Source organism: Shimia aestuarii (assembly GCF_022814865.1).
Classification (GTDB): domain Bacteria; phylum Pseudomonadota; class Alphaproteobacteria; order Rhodobacterales; family Rhodobacteraceae; genus Shimia; species Shimia aestuarii_A.
In genome coordinates this window covers 308173-324453 of record NZ_JAKVRD010000001.1, presented here as the reverse complement: position 1 = coordinate 324453, position 16281 = coordinate 308173, and the positions used below count along the sequence as shown (strand labels likewise).

The 16281-nt window shown below is 59.1% G+C and carries 26 protein-coding genes; 22 read left to right on the top strand and 4 right to left on the bottom strand.

All coding sequences use genetic code 11. From position 1 onward, the window contains the following. Nucleotides 1–8 precede the first annotated feature (8 nt). Nucleotides 9–422, top strand: coding sequence for a 50S ribosomal protein L16 (gene rplP, locus MK745_RS01725; RefSeq protein WP_243611547.1), 414 nt, complete (start codon nucleotides 9–11; stop codon nucleotides 420–422). Between the two features lie 129 nt (nucleotides 423–551). Further along, a complete protein-coding gene (locus MK745_RS01720) occupies nucleotides 552–1172 on the top strand; it encodes a TIGR02466 family protein (protein WP_243611546.1) in 621 nt (206 codons plus the stop codon). Between the two features lie 64 nt (nucleotides 1173–1236). Here the strand turns inward: MK745_RS01720 and MK745_RS01715 are convergent, their stop codons facing one another. Next, nucleotides 1237–1710: a YHS domain-containing (seleno)protein gene (locus tag MK745_RS01715; RefSeq protein WP_243611545.1), complete on the bottom strand. Its 474-nt coding sequence runs from the start codon at nucleotides 1708–1710 to the stop codon at nucleotides 1237–1239. A gap of 176 nt (nucleotides 1711–1886) precedes the next feature. Here MK745_RS01715 and MK745_RS01710 point away from each other — a divergent pair, with 176 nt between their 5' ends. The 16 genes from MK745_RS01710 to MK745_RS01635 all read left to right on the top strand — a co-directional run bounded on the left by MK745_RS01710 (nucleotide 1887) and on the right by MK745_RS01635 (nucleotide 10534). Next, nucleotides 1887–2459: a TetR/AcrR family transcriptional regulator gene (locus tag MK745_RS01710; protein WP_243611544.1), complete on the top strand. Its 573-nt coding sequence runs from the start codon at nucleotides 1887–1889 to the stop codon at nucleotides 2457–2459. Nucleotides 2460–2671: 212 nt separating this feature from the next. Then, nucleotides 2672–2878, top strand: a complete 207-nt coding sequence (locus MK745_RS01705; protein ID WP_243611633.1) for a cold-shock protein — start codon at nucleotides 2672–2674, stop codon at nucleotides 2876–2878. Between the two features lie 270 nt (nucleotides 2879–3148). Then, on the top strand, nucleotides 3149–3349 hold the full coding sequence (gene rpmC, locus MK745_RS01700; RefSeq protein WP_243611543.1) for a 50S ribosomal protein L29: 201 nt from the start codon (nucleotides 3149–3151) through the stop codon (nucleotides 3347–3349). A 14-nt stretch (nucleotides 3350–3363) separates the two neighbouring features. Continuing rightward, nucleotides 3364–3594 (top strand): 30S ribosomal protein S17, encoded by a 231-nt coding sequence (rpsQ, locus tag MK745_RS01695; protein WP_243611542.1) that lies wholly within the window; start codon nucleotides 3364–3366, stop codon nucleotides 3592–3594. Between the two features lie 101 nt (nucleotides 3595–3695). Beyond that, entirely contained in the window at nucleotides 3696–4064 is a 369-nt protein-coding gene (gene rplN / locus MK745_RS01690) for a 50S ribosomal protein L14 (protein WP_005621870.1), read from the top strand. After that, nucleotides 4064–4375, top strand: a complete 312-nt coding sequence (gene rplX, locus MK745_RS01685; RefSeq protein WP_243611541.1) for a 50S ribosomal protein L24 — start codon at nucleotides 4064–4066, stop codon at nucleotides 4373–4375. The genes rplN and rplX overlap by 1 nt, the downstream gene beginning before the upstream one ends. After that, nucleotides 4368–4928: a 50S ribosomal protein L5 gene (gene rplE / locus MK745_RS01680; RefSeq protein ID WP_243611540.1), complete on the top strand. Its 561-nt coding sequence runs from the start codon at nucleotides 4368–4370 to the stop codon at nucleotides 4926–4928. The genes rplX and rplE overlap by 8 nt, the downstream gene beginning before the upstream one ends. 18 nt (nucleotides 4929–4946) lie before the next feature. Then, the gene (gene rpsN / locus MK745_RS01675; RefSeq protein ID WP_243611539.1) at nucleotides 4947–5252 is read left to right on the top strand and encodes a 30S ribosomal protein S14; all 306 of its coding nucleotides are present in this window, start codon (nucleotides 4947–4949) and stop codon (nucleotides 5250–5252) included. 12 nt (nucleotides 5253–5264) lie between these two features. Next, complete coding sequence (gene rpsH, locus MK745_RS01670; RefSeq protein ID WP_243611538.1) at nucleotides 5265–5657, top strand: 30S ribosomal protein S8; 393 nt, start codon at nucleotides 5265–5267, stop codon at nucleotides 5655–5657. Nucleotides 5658–5667: 10 nt separating this feature from the next. After that, nucleotides 5668–6201 (top strand): 50S ribosomal protein L6, encoded by a 534-nt coding sequence (gene rplF, locus MK745_RS01665; RefSeq protein ID WP_243611537.1) that lies wholly within the window; start codon nucleotides 5668–5670, stop codon nucleotides 6199–6201. Between the two features lie 11 nt (nucleotides 6202–6212). Further along, the gene (rplR, locus tag MK745_RS01660; protein WP_243611536.1) at nucleotides 6213–6575 is read left to right on the top strand and encodes a 50S ribosomal protein L18; all 363 of its coding nucleotides are present in this window, start codon (nucleotides 6213–6215) and stop codon (nucleotides 6573–6575) included. Nucleotides 6576–6704: 129 nt separating this feature from the next. Next, nucleotides 6705–7268 (top strand): 30S ribosomal protein S5, encoded by a 564-nt coding sequence (gene rpsE, locus MK745_RS01655; RefSeq protein ID WP_243611535.1) that lies wholly within the window; start codon nucleotides 6705–6707, stop codon nucleotides 7266–7268. Between the two features lie 13 nt (nucleotides 7269–7281). Next, nucleotides 7282–7470, top strand: coding sequence for a 50S ribosomal protein L30 (gene rpmD / locus MK745_RS01650; RefSeq protein ID WP_243611534.1), 189 nt, complete (start codon nucleotides 7282–7284; stop codon nucleotides 7468–7470). A 545-nt stretch (nucleotides 7471–8015) separates the two neighbouring features. Continuing rightward, entirely contained in the window at nucleotides 8016–8477 is a 462-nt protein-coding gene (gene rplO / locus MK745_RS01645) for a 50S ribosomal protein L15 (protein WP_243611533.1), read from the top strand. Nucleotides 8478–8594: 117 nt separating this feature from the next. Continuing rightward, the gene (secY, locus tag MK745_RS01640) at nucleotides 8595–9959 is read left to right on the top strand and encodes a preprotein translocase subunit SecY (RefSeq protein ID WP_243611532.1); all 1365 of its coding nucleotides are present in this window, start codon (nucleotides 8595–8597) and stop codon (nucleotides 9957–9959) included. After that, nucleotides 9956–10534, top strand: coding sequence for an adenylate kinase (locus tag MK745_RS01635; protein WP_243611531.1), 579 nt, complete (start codon nucleotides 9956–9958; stop codon nucleotides 10532–10534). The genes secY and MK745_RS01635 overlap by 4 nt, the downstream gene beginning before the upstream one ends. Nucleotides 10535–10618: 84 nt before the next feature. Here MK745_RS01635 and MK745_RS01630 read toward each other — a convergent pair whose 3' ends face one another. The 3 genes from MK745_RS01630 to MK745_RS01620 form a co-directional block, all read right to left on the bottom strand. Then, complete coding sequence (locus MK745_RS01630; protein WP_243611530.1) at nucleotides 10619–11047, bottom strand: BLUF domain-containing protein; 429 nt, start codon at nucleotides 11045–11047, stop codon at nucleotides 10619–10621. 188 nt (nucleotides 11048–11235) lie between these two features. Continuing rightward, nucleotides 11236–12879: a BCCT family transporter gene (locus tag MK745_RS01625; protein WP_243611529.1), complete on the bottom strand. Its 1644-nt coding sequence runs from the start codon at nucleotides 12877–12879 to the stop codon at nucleotides 11236–11238. Between the two features lie 53 nt (nucleotides 12880–12932). After that, entirely contained in the window at nucleotides 12933–13346 is a 414-nt protein-coding gene (locus MK745_RS01620) for a universal stress protein (RefSeq protein WP_243611528.1), read from the bottom strand. A 457-nt stretch (nucleotides 13347–13803) separates the two neighbouring features. On the opposite strand from MK745_RS01620, the gene rpsM reads away from it, so the two are divergent. From rpsM to rplQ, 4 genes are all read left to right on the top strand, one after another. Then, nucleotides 13804–14172: a 30S ribosomal protein S13 gene (gene rpsM, locus MK745_RS01615; protein WP_243611527.1), complete on the top strand. Its 369-nt coding sequence runs from the start codon at nucleotides 13804–13806 to the stop codon at nucleotides 14170–14172. Nucleotides 14173–14187: 15 nt separating this feature from the next. Further along, the gene (gene rpsK / locus MK745_RS01610) at nucleotides 14188–14577 is read left to right on the top strand and encodes a 30S ribosomal protein S11 (protein ID WP_243611526.1); all 390 of its coding nucleotides are present in this window, start codon (nucleotides 14188–14190) and stop codon (nucleotides 14575–14577) included. 114 nt (nucleotides 14578–14691) lie between these two features. Beyond that, a complete protein-coding gene (locus MK745_RS01605; protein WP_243611525.1) occupies nucleotides 14692–15708 on the top strand; it encodes a DNA-directed RNA polymerase subunit alpha in 1017 nt (338 codons plus the stop codon). 137 nt (nucleotides 15709–15845) lie between these two features. Then, nucleotides 15846–16271: a 50S ribosomal protein L17 gene (gene rplQ / locus MK745_RS01600; RefSeq protein ID WP_243611524.1), complete on the top strand. Its 426-nt coding sequence runs from the start codon at nucleotides 15846–15848 to the stop codon at nucleotides 16269–16271. The last annotated feature ends 10 nt before the right edge of the window (nucleotides 16272–16281 follow it).

Below are 16281 nucleotides of genomic sequence, written 5' to 3'. Positions count from 1 at the left end.
CTTGAGAAATGCTTCAACCAAAGCGCACTAAATTCCGCAAGATGCACAAAGGCCGGATCAAAGGCCTCGCAAAAGGCGGTTCGGACCTCAACTTCGGCTCCTTCGGCCTCAAGGCAACCACGCCCGAGCGTGTGACTGCCCGCCAGATCGAAGCAGCACGTCGTGCCATGACGCGTCACATGAAGCGTCAGGGTCGTGTTTGGATCCGTATCTTCCCGGACACCCCCGTGACCGCAAAACCCATCGAAGTTCGTATGGGTAAGGGTAAAGGCTCTGTCGACCGTTGGGTCTGCAAAGTGAAGCCCGGCCGCGTGATGTTCGAAATCGACGGCGTCTCGGACGAAGTCGCTCGCGAAGCCCTGCGCCTCGCCGCGATGAAGCTTCCGGTCAAGACCCGCGTCGTCGTTCGCGAAGACTGGTAAGTCCGGCAAAAACGCCCTCGGGTGTTTTCTGCAAAAGACAATAGAAACCCCCGCCAAGAGATTGGCGGGGGTTTTGCTTTGCGGTAAGAGAGCCGCAACGCGCCCTGCATACCGAGATCGGAACACTCAATGGCCCAGATCGAATCCCTTTTCGTCACCCGCTTCTACCGCGCCCTGCTTTCCGAGCATGGCAAACCCATCGATAACGACGAGCTGATCGCCTCCTGCTATTCGATTGCCGAGGATGACGAAGCGGGGCAGGAATGGTGCGAGAAAGAGGGCTATCCCGGCTATACCTCCTATGCTTCCCTGACCGATCTGCCTTGGCGCTTCCCGATCTTTGCCGACATCGTCGAGGCGCTCGATCAGCACGTCGCGGCGTTTGCCGAGGATCTCGCCTTCAATCTCGAGGACAAGAAACTCGTGCTTGAGGATATCTGGATCAACATCCTGCCCGAGGGGGGCCTTCATACCTCGCACCTGCATCCCCATTCCGTCATCTCCGGCACGACCTATGTGTCGCTGCCCGACGGGGCAGGGGCGCTGAAGCTCGAAGACCCACGCTCTGCGCGCATGATGGCGGCGCCGGCTCGCAAACCTGATGCGCCGCGCGAACAGCAGGCGTTCCTCTACATGAAGCCCGAGATCGGCGAAGTCTTCCTTTGGGAAAGTTGGCTGCGCCACGAGGTGCCGATGAATATGGCCGAGGATGAGCGCATCTCGGTGAGCTTCAACTACGCCTGGGCCTAGAGCGCAAGAAAAGACCCCCGCTGAGTCGACAGCGGGGGCCTGAGGTGACACTGCGAAGGTAAGCTTAGTTCTGCAGGTCGGTCGGTGCTTTGTCTTCGATCTCGGGCCAGTTGTCGTCGGCTTTAGTGATAAAGTTCGCCTGATCGCCCTGCCATTTCTCGTGGATCTCGGAAGACAGGTTCAGGAACAGTTCGCCATCGACGATCTTCCACTGGGTCGGGTCACCGTCGAACTTGAAGCCCATCGCCGTACCGAACGCGCAGTAGCCGCCATACTGGGGCAGGTAGGCATCCGGGTTGGCGTCGAACGCCTCTTTGTGTTCTTTGTTGGCAAAGCGGTAGGTCGCACCGTTGTGGACAGACGTGATCTTGTAGCTACCTTTCTCGGCAGCGCTGTCGAGGAAGTAGGCGACCGGGTCATAGCCCTGCAGCGCGAGGCCGGTGGTCGAGGTGTTCAGCTCTACACCGAGGGCGAGGGCCGAGGTTGCCAGCGCCAGAGACAGTGCTGTACCGGAGATGAGGGTCTTGAGTGCGTTCATGGGAGGAACTTTCCAGATTTCAGGCCGGGCCTATGGGATATGCCGGCGGTTTCAACAGGTATGTGTTCAGGGCGTGAGTGGCCTTGAATGATTGACAATCTGTAGTTTGGAACCAAATGGTACAAATCAAATAAACTTGAGGTTTTGTTATGTCAGGTATTGAGGGGGCGTCGCGCATGGGTCGGCCGCGCGAATTCGACTGGGACACTGCGGTGCGCGGTGCGATGGAGGTGTTCTGGCGTCAGGGGTACAAAGCAACCAACTTGCCAGACCTGCTCGACGCGATGGGTCTCACGCGCGGCAGCTTCTACAAAGCCTTCGGCGACAAAGAAAACGTCTACCTCGCTGCGCTGGAGCAATATGACCGCGAAGTGATCGCGAGCACTGTCGAAATGCTGGAAGGCTGCCACGAGGCGACCGCCAGCGCATGTCTGTCGCACATGTTCTCGGTCGATTGTGATACGCGGCGCGGCTGCTTCCTGTGCAACGCCATTGTCGAGCTAGCGGCCGACAATCCGAAGGTGGCCGAAAAAACCAACGCCATGACCGATCAATTGCGCGCGGCTGTTCAGAATGTCCTGATCCGCTATCAATCGGTGTCGTCTCAGGCGCAGGCCCGCGCTACGGCCGATTTGGTGGTGATCTTGTTCCTCGGCTTCAAGGCGGTTGGGAAATCGGCAACCCCCGATGCCGATTGGGGCCAGCGCCTGAAAGCGATGCTTGGTGAGGCTGATGAGGCCGCGCAATAGACTGCGTGCATTTTGCACCACATGGCGTTGGAAGCACGGTTTGTGCCAAACCCCCTTGTAAAAACCGCGCACTGCCCCCAAGTAGACCGGGCTACCGTTTTTCTATTTCGACCACTGTCTCCCGTTCTTCGGCGTTCAGTCTTTCGATCATGACCGACGACGCCGGGTTGCCGCATTGTGTGGGCAACATTCTATCTATGGAGACTACGGATATGGCCAATGGCACCGTAAAATGGTTCAACTCTACCAAAGGGTTTGGTTTCATCGCACCGGAACAGGGCGGCAAAGACGTGTTTGTGCACATCTCCGCCGTTGAGCGCGCAGGCCTCACCGGCCTCGCCGATGACCAGAAAGTGACCTACGACCTCGAAGCTGGCCGCGACGGCCGCGAGTCGGCGACCAACATCGCGCTTGCATAAGCTGGCTCACGCCTGAGATTTCGAAACGCGGCTCCAATCGGGGCCGCGTTTTTCGTGGCGTAGGGGCGTGCGCAGGTGAGGCAGTAAAACTTCGGATTTCCTAAGTATCTCTGATCTATCCCTTGCCAAGGCATGGCTCACCCCGTATAGAGCGCCATCTCGCGGATTCCCGTTACGGGGATTCGTGTGCTTGTCATTTGTCCATCAGGTCAAAAGGTAACCCCTCACATAACCCAGGGGGCCTTCTGATGTATGAGAAAGGAAGAGGCGATGAACGCCAACGAACTGCGTGATAAAACGCCGGATCAGCTCCGTGAAGAGCTGGCCAACCTCAAGAAAGAATCGTTCAACCTGCGTTTTCAGGCGGCCACTGGTCAGCTCGAGAACCCGGCTCGCATCCGCGAGGCACGTCGTGCCGCTGCGCGTGTGAAGACCATCCTGAACGAAAAAGCCCAGTCGGCAGCCGAGTAAGAGGAGCCAGATAGATGCCCAAACGTATCCTGCAAGGCACCGTGACCTCGGACGCCAACGCCCAGACCATCACCGTGTCGGTTGAACGCCGCTTCACGCACCCGGTTCTGAAGAAGACCATTCGTAAGTCCAAGAAGTACCGGGCTCACGATGAGAACAACACCTACAAAGTAGGTGACTCTGTTCGCATTATCGAATGCGCACCGCGTTCGAAAACGAAACGCTGGGAAGTCGTCGAAGCCTAAGAGTCTCTGAAGAGACTCCTGGCGACGAACATTCCAGTTTGTCGAAACCCTGGGAACATTAGGACACGCATCGTCCGTTCCCAAAGGTCGGGAGAAACCACATGATCCAGATGCAAACAAATCTGGATGTAGCTGACAACTCCGGCGCTCGCCGAGTTCAGTGCATCAAGGTTCTGGGTGGTTCCAAGCGTAAATACGCATCCGTTGGCGACATCATTGTCGTCTCGGTCAAGGAAGCCATCCCGCGCGGCCGCGTGAAGAAAGGTGACGTCCGTAAGGCCGTCGTCGTGCGCACCGCCAAAGAAGTCCGCCGTGAAGACGGCACCGCGATCCGTTTTGATCGGAACGCGGCCGTGATCCTCAACAACAACAACGAGCCGGTCGGCACCCGTATCTTCGGGCCGGTGGTTCGTGAGCTGCGCGCGAAGAACTTCATGAAGATCATCTCGCTCGCGCCGGAGGTGCTCTAATGGCTGCGAAACTGAAAAAAGGCGACAAGGTCGTCGTCCTTGCTGGCAAGGACAAGGGTAAGGAAGGCACCATCGCTTCCGTCGATCCGAAAGCCGGCAAGGCTGTCGTCGATGGCGTGAATATGGCCATCCGCCACACCCGCCAGTCGCAAACCTCGCAAGGTGGCCGCATTCCCAAGGCGATGCCGCTTGACCTGTCGAACATTGCGCTTCTTGACGCAAACGGCAAACCGACCCGCGTTGGCTTCCGCATGGAAGGCGACAAGAAGGTTCGTTTCGCCAAGACCACGGGGGACGTGATCGATGCTTGATACTGCAAACTACACCCCGCGTCTTCGGGCCCTCTACAACGAGACCATTCGTGGCTCGATGAAAGAGGAGTTCGGCTACTCCAATGACATGATGATCCCCAAGCTGGAGAAAATCGTGCTCAACATTGGTTGTGGCCGTGCTGCCGTCAAAGACAGCAAAAAAGCGAAGTCGGCTCAGGAAGACCTGACCCTCATCGCCGGTCAAAAAGCCATGACCACCTCGGCCAAGAACTCCATCGCCGGCTTCCGCGTTCGCGAAGGCATGCCGATGGGCGCCAAGGTAACTCTGCGCGGCGACCGCATGTACGAATTCCTTGATCGTCTGATCACCATCGCGATGCCGCGTATCCGCGACTTCCGTGGTGTGAAGCCGAGCTTTGACGGCCGTGGCAACTTCGCCATGGGTCTCAAGGAACATATCGTGTTCCCGGAAATCGACTTCGACAAAGTCGACGAGAACTGGGGCATGGACATCGTTATTGCCACCGACGCGAAAACCGATGCCGAAGCAAAGAGCCTGTTGAAAGCTTTCAACATGCCTTTCACCGCGTAATCGGGAAGGAAGAGAGACATGGCTAAAAAAGCAATGATCGAACGCGAGAAGAAGCGCGAGCGTCTTGTGGCAAAATATGCTGCCAAGCGCGCCGAGCTCAAAGAGATCGCGAATGATGAGAACCGCCCGATGGAAGAGCGCTTCAAGGCGCGTCTGAAACTGGCGAAACTGCCGCGCAACTCGTCGGCAACCCGTCTTCACAACCGTTGCCAGCTGACCGGCCGTCCTCACGCTTACTACCGTAAGCTGAAGATCAGCCGTATCGCACTGCGGAATCTTGGCTCGAACGGCCAGATCCCCGGCATGGTCAAATCGAGCTGGTAAGGAGGGACAGATATGAACGATCCTATCGGTGATATGCTGACCCGTATCCGCAACGGCCAGATGCGTGGCAAGTCGACCGTGTCGACCCCCGCGTCGAAACTGCGCGGTTGGGTTCTCGATGTTCTGGCTGACGAAGGTTACATTCGCGGCTACGAAGCAACGACTGGTACCGACGGCCATCCGGCCCTCGAAATCAGCCTGAAATACTACGAAGGCGCTCCCGTCATTCGCGAACTGCAGCGGGTCTCCAAACCCGGCCGTCGCGTCTACATGGGCGTCAATGACATCCCGACCGTCCGTCAGGGCTTGGGTGTGTCGATTGTCTCCACCCCCAAGGGTGTGATGTCGGATGCAGCGGCGCGCTCCAACAATGTTGGCGGCGAAGTCCTCTGCACGGTCTTCTAAGGAGAGCGAAATGTCTCGTATTGGTAAACGCCCGGTCGAGCTGCCCAGCGGCGTAACCGCCTCTGTCTCCGGCCAGACCGTGGAAATCAAAGGCCCGAAGGACACCCAGTCCTTCACCGCAACCGACGATGTGACCATCGCCGTTGAGGACAATGCCGTCACCGTGACGCCGCGCGGCAAATCCAAGCGCGCCCGTCAACAGTGGGGCATGTCGCGCACGGTTGTTGCGAACATGGTTCAAGGCTGCACCCAGGGCTTCAAGAAAGAGCTTGAAATCAACGGTGTTGGTTATCGTGCACAGATGCAGGGCAACACCCTGAAACTGTCGCTCGGCCTCAGCCACGAGGTGAACTTCGAAGTGCCGGCGGGTATCACCGTCACCGCTCCGAAGCCCACCGAGATCATCGTTGAAGGCACTGACCCGCAACTCGTCGGCCAGGTCGCGGCAAACATCCGCGAATGGCGCAAGCCCGAGCCCTACAAAGGCAAAGGCATCAAGTACAAAGACGAGTATATCTTCCGCAAGGAAGGCAAGAAGAAGTAAGGACCAGACAGATGGCAAACAGCAAACGGGAACTGTTCCTCAAGCGCCGCCTGCGCGTCCGGAACAAGCTTCGCAAGGTCAACGGCGACGCGAAAATGCGTCTCTCGGTGCACCGTTCGAACAAGAACATCAGCGTTCAGCTGATCGACGATCGCAACGGCGTGACCGTGGCCGCAGCATCGACGCTCGAGAAAGATCTCGGCGTTGTCGGCAAAAACAACATCGAAGCAGCCACCAAAGTGGGTGCGGCGATTGCCGAGCGTGCCAAGAAAGCCGGTATCGAAGAAGCATACTTCGACCGCGGCGGCTTCCTCTTCCACGGCAAGGTGAAGGCTCTGGCCGACGCTGCGCGTGAAGGTGGCCTGAAGCTCTAAGACTTGAGGGGGACGGCTGTGTCGTCCCCCCGATGATCCGGGAGATCCACCTCGTGGACCTCACCAGGATTGATAGAAAACAAGGCGCAAAGGCTCTTGCCGAACCGCCGAAATCAATGGAGTGCCTCAATGGCAGAACGTGAAAACCGCCGGGGTCGTGGCCGCAACCGCGAAGAAGAAACCCCGGAATTCGCCGATCGTCTCGTTGCGATCAACCGTGTGTCGAAAACCGTGAAAGGTGGTAAACGCTTCGGCTTTGCTGCACTCGTGGTTGTCGGCGATCAGAAAGGCCGCGTCGGCTTTGGCAAAGGTAAAGCCAAAGAAGTCCCCGAGGCGATCCGCAAAGCCACCGAACAAGCCAAGCGCCAGATGATCCGCGTGCCGCTTCGTGAGGGCCGCACCCTGCACCACGACATCGAAGGTCGTCACGGTGCCGGTAAGGTCATCATGCGCACCGCCCCGGAAGGGACCGGGATCATCGCAGGTGGTCCGATGCGTGCCGTGTTCGAAATGCTCGGCATCAAAGACGTCGTGTCGAAGTCGAACGGGTCGCAGAACCCCTACAACATGATCCGCGCAACCCTGAACGGCCTGCAAAAAGAAGCAAGCCCGCGTCAGGTTGCAGCTCGCCGTGGCAAGAAGGTCGCCGATATCCTGCACAAGGATGACGCAGCCGAAGCCGCTGAAGCGTAAGGAGACCTAGGACATGGCTAAAACCATCGTTGTCAAACAGATCGGCTCGCCGATCCGTCGCCCCCAAGAACAGCGCGCAACGCTGATCGGCCTGGGCCTCAACAAGATGCACAAAACCCGCGAACTCGAGGATACCCCCTCGGTGCGCGGCATGATCCGCAAGATCCCGCATCTCGTCGAGATCATCGAAGAGCGCGGCTAAGCCCCGTTCCTTCGTCAGAAGATTAGGAAAGCCGTCCCTTTGGGGGCGGCTTTTCTCGTTTTGCATGCGGTGCATGGAAACATGCGGGTAGCCATGCGTTTTCCGCAACCCGGCTCTGTTGGATTGGCGTTGGTGTTGTTCTGCGCTGCGGCGTAGAGAGCCGCCAACACATCACTCACGCGACGGACCCTTTCCCATGACCGCAGTTTTCAAACCCTTCGCAGCCCTCCTGCGCGACCTCAAAACCTTCATCACCACCGAGCCGGTTCCCCACTGGACCGAATACCTCAGCGGTCGCGCCAAGAGCTAAGCGAAACCGCCAAGGCGTTTCGAAACGCCTTGCCCGCGAAGACACCAAACGCCCCGCCCATGGTTGGGGCGTTTCGCGTTTCCGCAAGGTCGGGCCGCCCATTGATGAGACTTGCATCACCACCGCCCCTCGTCTATACGCGCCCGGTGGTCAAGCACCACAGAATCAAAATCAAGAAACGCCGTGGTTGGCCCGTTAACGCTTCGGGGGTCACATCCGGCAAAGGAGAAGCGATATGAAACTTCATGAACTCCGCGACAACGCGGGCGCAACCAAGAAACGCATGCGTGTGGGCCGTGGCCCGGGTTCCGGCAAAGGTAAGACCGGTGGCCGTGGTATCAAAGGTCAGAAGTCGCGTTCGGGTGTGGCGATCAACGGCTACGAAGGTGGCCAGATGCCCCTCTACCAGCGTCTTCCCAAGCGTGGCTTCAACAAGCCCAACGCCAAGAAATACGCTGTGATCAACCTCGGCCTGATCCAGAAATTCGTCGACGCCAAGAAACTCGACGCCAAAGCCCCGATCACCGAAGACGTTCTCGTTGAGTCCGGCCTCGTGCGCCGCAAGCTCGACGGCATCCGCGTTCTCGCCAAGGGCGACGTGACCGCCAAGCTCGACCTCGACGTGACCGGCGCTTCCAAGGCGGCTGTCGAAGCTGTCGAGAAAGCCGGCGGCTCGCTCAAGGTCAAATCGGCCTGAGGCGGCATTAACTGGTTGTGAGCGGCGGCCTCGCCGCTTACATAGCCTATAGTTTTCCAAAGCGCCGCCTGACCGGAAAACGGTTTTGGCGGCGTTTTCATTCGAAGAGAGATCCGCATGGTATCTGCAGCAGAACAAATGGCGGCCAACACAAGCTGGGCCGCGCTTGGTAAAGCCACCGATCTTCGCAACCGCATCCTGTTCACGCTCGGCCTCCTGATCGTCTACCGCCTCGGCACGTTCATTCCCGTGCCCGGCATTGACGGTGTGGCGCTGCGTGAATTCATGGAAGGCGCGGCACAGGGCATCGGCGGCATCCTGTCGATGTTTACCGGCGGCGCTCTCGGGCGGATGGGCATCTTTGCCCTCGGCATCATGCCCTACATTTCGGCCTCGATTATCATTCAGCTCCTGACCTCGATGGTCCCGGCGCTGGAACAGCTCAAGAAAGAGGGCGAACAGGGCCGCAAGAAGATCAACCAGTATACCCGTTACGGCACGGTGGCCCTTGCAACGCTGCAATCCTACGGCCTCGCGGTCTCGCTTGAGGCGGGCGATCTGGCCCATGATCCGGGCATGTTCTTCCGCATCGCCTGTATGATTACCCTCGTCGGCGGCACCATGTTCCTGATGTGGCTTGGGGAACAGATCACCCAGCGCGGCATCGGCAACGGTATCTCGCTCATCATCTTCGTCGGCATCATCGCCGAGGTTCCCGCCGCCCTCGCGCAGTTCCTGTCGCAAGGTCGCTCCGGCGCGATCTCGCCGGCTGTGATCATTGGCGTGATCGTCATGGTCATCGCGGTGATTGCCTTCGTGGTGTTCATGGAGCGCGCCCTGCGCAAGGTCCATATCCAATACCCCCGCCGCCAGGTGGGCATGAAGGTCTATGACGGCGGCTCCTCGCACCTGCCGATCAAGGTCAACCCGGCGGGCGTGATCCCGGCGATCTTCGCCTCCTCGCTCCTGCTGCTGCCGACCACGATCTCGACCTTCTCGGGGAGCCAGACCGGCCCGATCATGTCGACGATCCTCGCCTATTTCGGCCCCGGCCAGCCGCTCTACCTTTTGTTCTTTGTGTCGATGATCGTGTTCTTCGCCTACTTCTACACCTTCAACGTCTCGTTCAAACCGGACGAGGTTGCGGACAACCTGAAGAACCAGAACGGCTTTGTCCCCGGTATCCGTCCGGGCAAAAAGACCGCTGAATACCTCGAATACGTCACCAACCGTATCCTTGTGCTTGGCGCGGCCTATCTCGCGGCTGTCTGCCTTCTGCCCGAAGTTCTGCGCGGCCAGCTGGCGATCCCGTTCTATTTCGGCGGCACCTCGGTGCTCATCGTGGTCTCCGTGACCATGGACACCATTCAGCAGGTCCAAAGCCATCTTCTGGCGCACCAGTATGAAGGCCTGATCGAAAAATCGCAGCTGAGCGGCAAAGGTCGCAACAAGCGCAAGCGCAAGGGAGCGGCACGTCGATGAACCTTATTCTTCTCGGCCCCCCGGGCGCAGGCAAAGGCACCCAAGCAGCCATGCTCGTAGAAGAGCGTGACATGATCCAGCTTTCGACCGGCGACATGCTGCGCGCCGCAAAGGAAAGCGGTTCGGAGATGGGCAAGATCGTTGCCGATGTCATGGCACGTGGCGACCTTGTCACCGACGAGATCGTGATCGGTCTGATCCGCGAAAAGCTCGAAGGCGACAAGAAGGGCGGTTTCATCTTTGATGGCTTCCCCCGCACGTTGGCGCAGGCCGACGCGCTTGGCGAGCTTCTGGCCGAAAAGGGCGAAACCCTCGACGCGGTGATCGAGCTTCAGGTCAACGACGATGTGCTTGTCGACCGTATCCTCAACCGCGCCAAAGAAGCCGCTGCCGCAGGGCAGGCCGCGCGCGCGGATGACAACGAGGAAAGCCTCAAGATCCGCTTGATGGAATACTACAAGAAGACCTCGCCGCTGATTGGCTACTACCATGCCAAGGGTGATCTGAAGTCGGTCGATGGTTTGGGTGAGATCGACGCCGTGAAGGCAGAGATTGCCGCAGCGCTCGACAGCTAAGACGCCTCGCGCATCTCGAAAAGACAAAACAAAACCCCCGGCGCTGACCGGGGGTTTTTGTTTTCCTCAACAGAGTGGCGCCGTTTAGCTCGCCTTCTGCCACCGCGCATGGCTCTGGTGGCGCTCCTTTGAGAGTTCCTTCATGAGTGCGATCAGTGCAAAGGCGCTTTCGGCGTCGTTTTCTGGCGCGGTGCGCATTGCCTCGTCAAGCCGGTCATCGTCCAGCCCGGCAAACCCCATTTCCCAATTTCTGAAAGCGCGCTCTTCCGCGTCGCCACGATAGAAGACGCGGAGCGACAAATGCCGGTCGTCGCTTTGAATGCGGGCCATGGCCGCGTCGATGTCTTCTTTCTTGCCTTCGAGGAGTTGCAGGAAATGCACCGGAGTCCGGATCAGGAAGCCGGTCATTCCGGCGGCCGCATTATTGGCATGCGATTTGCGCAGGATCTCGAAATCGGACGGATGCGGGAAGGTGTGCACCGCGACGCTACCGTAGAGCAATTGATGAGGCATAAGTTGGCCTTGGTTAGTTTATCAGCGCGCGTCGCGGTCACCTTAACGCGACAGACGCAGATCTAAAAGATTTGGTTTATTTATACCAAACAGCGAGGGTGGCAAGTCCTTGCCGCCCAGAGGCGAAGACATGAAAAAAGGCCCCGGCGCAAACCGGGGCCTTCTCTTGCTTCTTGGGTGAGCGGTGCTCAGACCTGTTTGCGCTCTGCGACGAGGCCGCGCCAAATGGCGTAGCACATCAAGAGCAGGACCACCGTGAAGGGCAGGCCGGTCGAGATCACCATCGCCTGAAGCGACGCGAGGCCACCCCCAAGCAACAGCGCAATCGCCACCGCGCCTTCGAACACGCACCAGAACACACGCTGCGGAACCGGTGCGTCGACCTTACCGCCTGCGGTGATGGTGTCGATCACCAGCGAGCCCGAGTCCGAGGAGGTCACGAAGAAGACCACGACAAGGATGATGCCGACAAAGCTGGTGATGCTGGCCAGCGGAAGCTCCGCAAGCATCTTGAACAGCTTCAGCTCGAGCGAGGCATCCTGCACGGTGGTGACACCGTCCTGAACGTATTGCTGGATCGCGGTGCCGCCAAAGACGCTCATCCACAGGACGCAGACGAGGCTCGGGATCAACAGTACGCAGATCACGAATTCCCGCACGGTGCGACCACGCGAGACGCGCGCGATGAACATGCCGACGAACGGGGACCAGCTGATCCACCAGGCCCAGTAGAACGCCGTCCAGCCCTGGCTGAAGTTGGCGTCTTCACGCCCAACCGGGTTCGATAGAGCGGGCAGGTAGGCGATATAGGCCCCAAGGCTGTCAAAGAAGCCGGTCAGGATCGCGATGGTCGGCCCTACGATGAGCACAAAGGCGAGCAGAATAAACGCCAGCCCCATGTTGATCTCGGAGAGCACCTTCACACCACCATCAAGGCCGCGCACGACCGAGACAAGCGCCACTGCCGTAATGGCACTGATGAGGATGACCTCGGTGCCAGAGCCAACCGGAACGCCGAACAGCTCGTTCAGGCCCGCGTTTGCCTGCGTCGCGCCAAAGCCAAGCGATGTGGCAAGGCCGAAGAGCGTCGCGAACACCGCCATGATGTCGATGATATGGCCCCACCAGCCCCAGACACGTTCGCCGAGGATTGGGTAGAACGCCGAGCGGATGGTGAGCGGCAGACCCTTGTTATAAGAGAACAAGGCCAGCGCCAGTGCGACGACCGCATAGATCGCCCAAGGGTGAAGACCCCAGTGGAAGATCGTCGCTGCCATGCCAAGGCGGATCGACTCGGCCTCGTTGCCCGCTGCGGCCCCGAGCGGCGCCCAGTCCGTGCGTGCCCCATCTTCGCCAACCGCGATCCCGCCAAGCGAGGTCGAGAAATGGCTCATCGGTTCCGACACGCCGTAGAACATCAGGCCGATGCCCATACCGGCGGCAAACAGCATCGCGAACCAGCCGATATAGCTATAGTCCGGTGTCGCGTCGTCGCCACCAAGCCGCACCTTGCCAAGCGGCAAGACAATCAGCAGGAGGCAGAAGATCACGAAGACGTTCGCTGCCCCGAGGAAGAAGAAGTCGAAGGTGCTGGTCAGGTAGGGACGCAGCCATCCGAAGATCGACGCGGCCTGCTCGGGCAGGGCGAGCGCGTAGAACACGAACAGCATGATGCTAAGCCCGGATACAAGGAACACCGGGTTGTGGATATCAAGCCCGAACGGGCCAATCTGGGTTTCGATATTGTCTTGACCGATCTCGTATTCGGTATCGATCACTTCAGAGACACCTTCCGGTTCCGGAATGCCCTGATCGTTGTTTGTTTCGGCCATGGTGGCCTCCTCATCTTGCGCGTTTCAGTTGAGATGCTCCGATCCTGCAAGGATCAGCGCACCACCATGACGGTCACTTTCGCGTGCCCCGCGATCGTGCCCCCGTTCGATGGCCAGATGTAGTCGGTGATGTTGGGCACATGGCTTCCCATCACGACAAGATCGGCTCCGGTTTCCGTCATGGCCTTGAGCAAGGTGGGATCGAGATCCACCGTCGGGTCGTGGCTGGTTACGGCATGGGCGCTTGCGTCGATGCCGTGCGCCTTGGCCTGATCCGCGGCAAAGGCGTCGAGCTTTTCCGCGAATTCCTTCGGGTTATGTGCGACAGACCCGGGCGTTCCGGCGGTGACGGCGACATAGGTCACCTTCGCGCCGTATAGCTTTGCGAGGTCGGATGCACAGGTCAGTGCCTTGTCGAGCTGCCCGGCATGGGCAAGGTCCACAGGCACCATGATGTGTTTGAACACGTCTTGCTCCCTTTTCGTTACTGGCACGAGCCCGGGAGATGTTGGTCCAGCTCTTTGGCCGGTTGTCCGGGCCTCGCGCGTTTCCTTCCTGAAACAGCCGTAACATTGGCTGTTCCGATACAGCCTACAGGCGAAATCGCCATAAAAACAGGCATGCCCGCCCCATCAGACAAGAAAAACGACACGAAGAGCCGCATCTTTTATCTTGACTCGCCGGGGAGGGACGTATCTTTCCATGACTGTCGCGAAGGGAAATCCATGCCAATCAGGGGCTTGACCCTTGGGGCAAATCCCCATAAACCGCACCATCTCTTTAGAGAGAATCAATCTTTTGCTGCGGGTCGCACCCGCATCGCAAGATCACCTGAATCAGCTGAGGCCCGGCGCAAAATCGTCGGGCTTACGTTGTGAAAAAAGGTTCCGGAACTACGGAACCGCAACGAAAAGGAAATGTCACGTGGCACGTATCGCCGGCGTTAACATCCCGACTGCAAAGCGGGTCCCCATCGCCCTCACCTATATCACCGGCATTGGCAACACTTCCGCCAAAGCTATCTGCGACGCGGTCGGCATCGACGTCACCCGTCGTGTGAACGAACTCTCCGACGCAGAAGTCCTCGCCATCCGCGAGCACATCGACGCCAACTTCACCGTCGAAGGTGACCTGCGCCGCGAAGTTCAGATGAACATCAAGCGTCTCATGGACCTCGGCTGCTACCGCGGCCTGCGTCACCGCCGCAACCTGCCGGTTCGCGGTCAGCGCACCCACACCAACGCTCGCACCCGCAAAGGCCCCGCAAAGGCCATTGCCGGTAAGAAGAAATAAGGGAGGGTTCGATCAATGGCACGCGATAAGACTCGTACCAAGCGTAAAGAGCGCAAGAACATCGCCACCGGCGTTGCACATGTGAACTCTTCGTTCAACAACACCAAGATCCTGATCTCGGACGTGCAGGGCAACGCGATTTCGTGGTCCTCCGCCGGCACCATGGGCTTCAAAGGGTCGCGTAAGTCGACACCTTATGCCGCCCAGATGGCTGCAGAAGATGCTGGCCGCAAGGCTCAGGAACACGGCGTCAAGACCCTCGAGGTCGAGGTTCAGGGCCCCGGTTCGGGCCGTGAATCGGCACTGCGCGCGCTGGCCGCAATCGGTTTCAACATCACTTCGATCCGTGATGTGACCCCGATCGCGCACAACGGCTGCCGCCCGCCGAAACGCCGCCGCGTCTAAACACATGACTTTACTGCTGGGGCCGCGTGATTTTCACGGCCCCAGTTCGCCGTTTTAAACCTCGGGCGTCTGACCTTTTTTGGACATGGAGGGCAGACAGGAATGGAGGGACGCATGATCCACAAGAACTGGGCTGAACTTATCAAGCCGACCCAACTTGACGTGAAGCCGGGCAATGACCCCGCACGTCAGGCCACCATCGTGGCAGAACCGCTTGAGCGTGGCTTTGGCCTGACGCTCGGCAACGCGCTGCGTCGCGTGCTGATGTCGTCGCTTCAGGGCGCGGCCATCACCTCGGTGCAGATCGACAACGTGCTGCACGAGTTCTCGTCCGTCGCCGGTGTGCGCGAAGACGTGACCGACGTCATTCTGAACCTCAAGGGCGTTTCCCTCCGCATGGAAGTCGAAGGCCCCAAGCGCCTCTCGATTAATGCCAAGGGTCCGGGCGCCGTGACCGCTGGTGACATCTCCGACAGCGCGGGCATCGAGATCCTGAACAAGGATCACGTGATCTGCCACCTCGACGAAGGTGCGAACCTCTACGTTGAACTGACGGTCAACACCGGCAAAGGCTATGTCTCGGCTGACAAGAACAAGCCCGAAGACGCGCCCATCGGCCTGATCCCGATCGACGCCATCTATTCGCCGGTCAAGAAAGTTTCCTATGACGTGCAGCCGACCCGCGAGGGCCAGGTGCTCGACTATGACAAACTGACCATGAAGATCGAAACCGACGGGTCGCTGACCCCCGAAGACGCCGTGGCCTTCGCCGCGCGCATCCTTCAGGACCAGCTGACCATCTTCGTCAACTTCGAAGAGCCCGAATCCGCGGGCCGTCAGGAAGAAGACGACGGTCTCGAATTCAACCCGCTGCTCCTCAAGAAGGTCGACGAGCTGGAACTGTCGGTCCGTTCGGCAAACTGCCTCAAGAACGACAACATCGTCTATATTGGCGATCTCATCCAGAAGACCGAAGCCGAGATGCTCCGCACCCCGAACTTCGGCCGCAAGTCGCTCAACGAGATCAAAGAAGTGCTCTCGGGCATGGGTCTGCACCTCGGCATGGACGTCGAGGACTGGCCGCCGGACAACATCGAAGAGCTGGCCAAGAAGTTCGAAGACAGCTTCTAAGTGAATTCGGGTGGGCCTCTGGTCCACCCGCATAAATGCCCGGGCCGCCGGGGACAAACTGGGCACATGCCCCAAGGAGAGCGGCTGACACGCATCGGCCGCCAGACAAAGCAAAACGCAAGATAAGGATTTGAACAATGCGTCACGCAAAAGGCTACCGTCGCCTGAACCGTACCCACGAGCACCGCAAGGCGCTCTTCGCCAACATGGCTGGCTCGCTGATCGAACACGAACAGATCAAGACCACCCTGCCCAAGGCGAAAGAACTGCGCCCGGTCGTGGAAAAACTCATCACCCTCGCCAAGCGCGGCGACGTGCACGCCCGCCGTCAGGCCCGTGCCCGTCTCAAGGAAGACCAGTATGTCACCAAACTGTTTGACGTGCTCGGCCCGCGCTTTGCCGACCGTCAGGGTGGCTATGTCCGCATCCTGAAAGCCGGCTTCCGCTATGGCGACATGGCACCGATGGCGATCATCGAATTCGTTGACCGTGATGTCGATGCCAAAGGCGCCGCCGATAAGGCACGCGTTGCCGCCGAAGAGATCGACGCCGACGAAGCATAAGTTCCGCCGG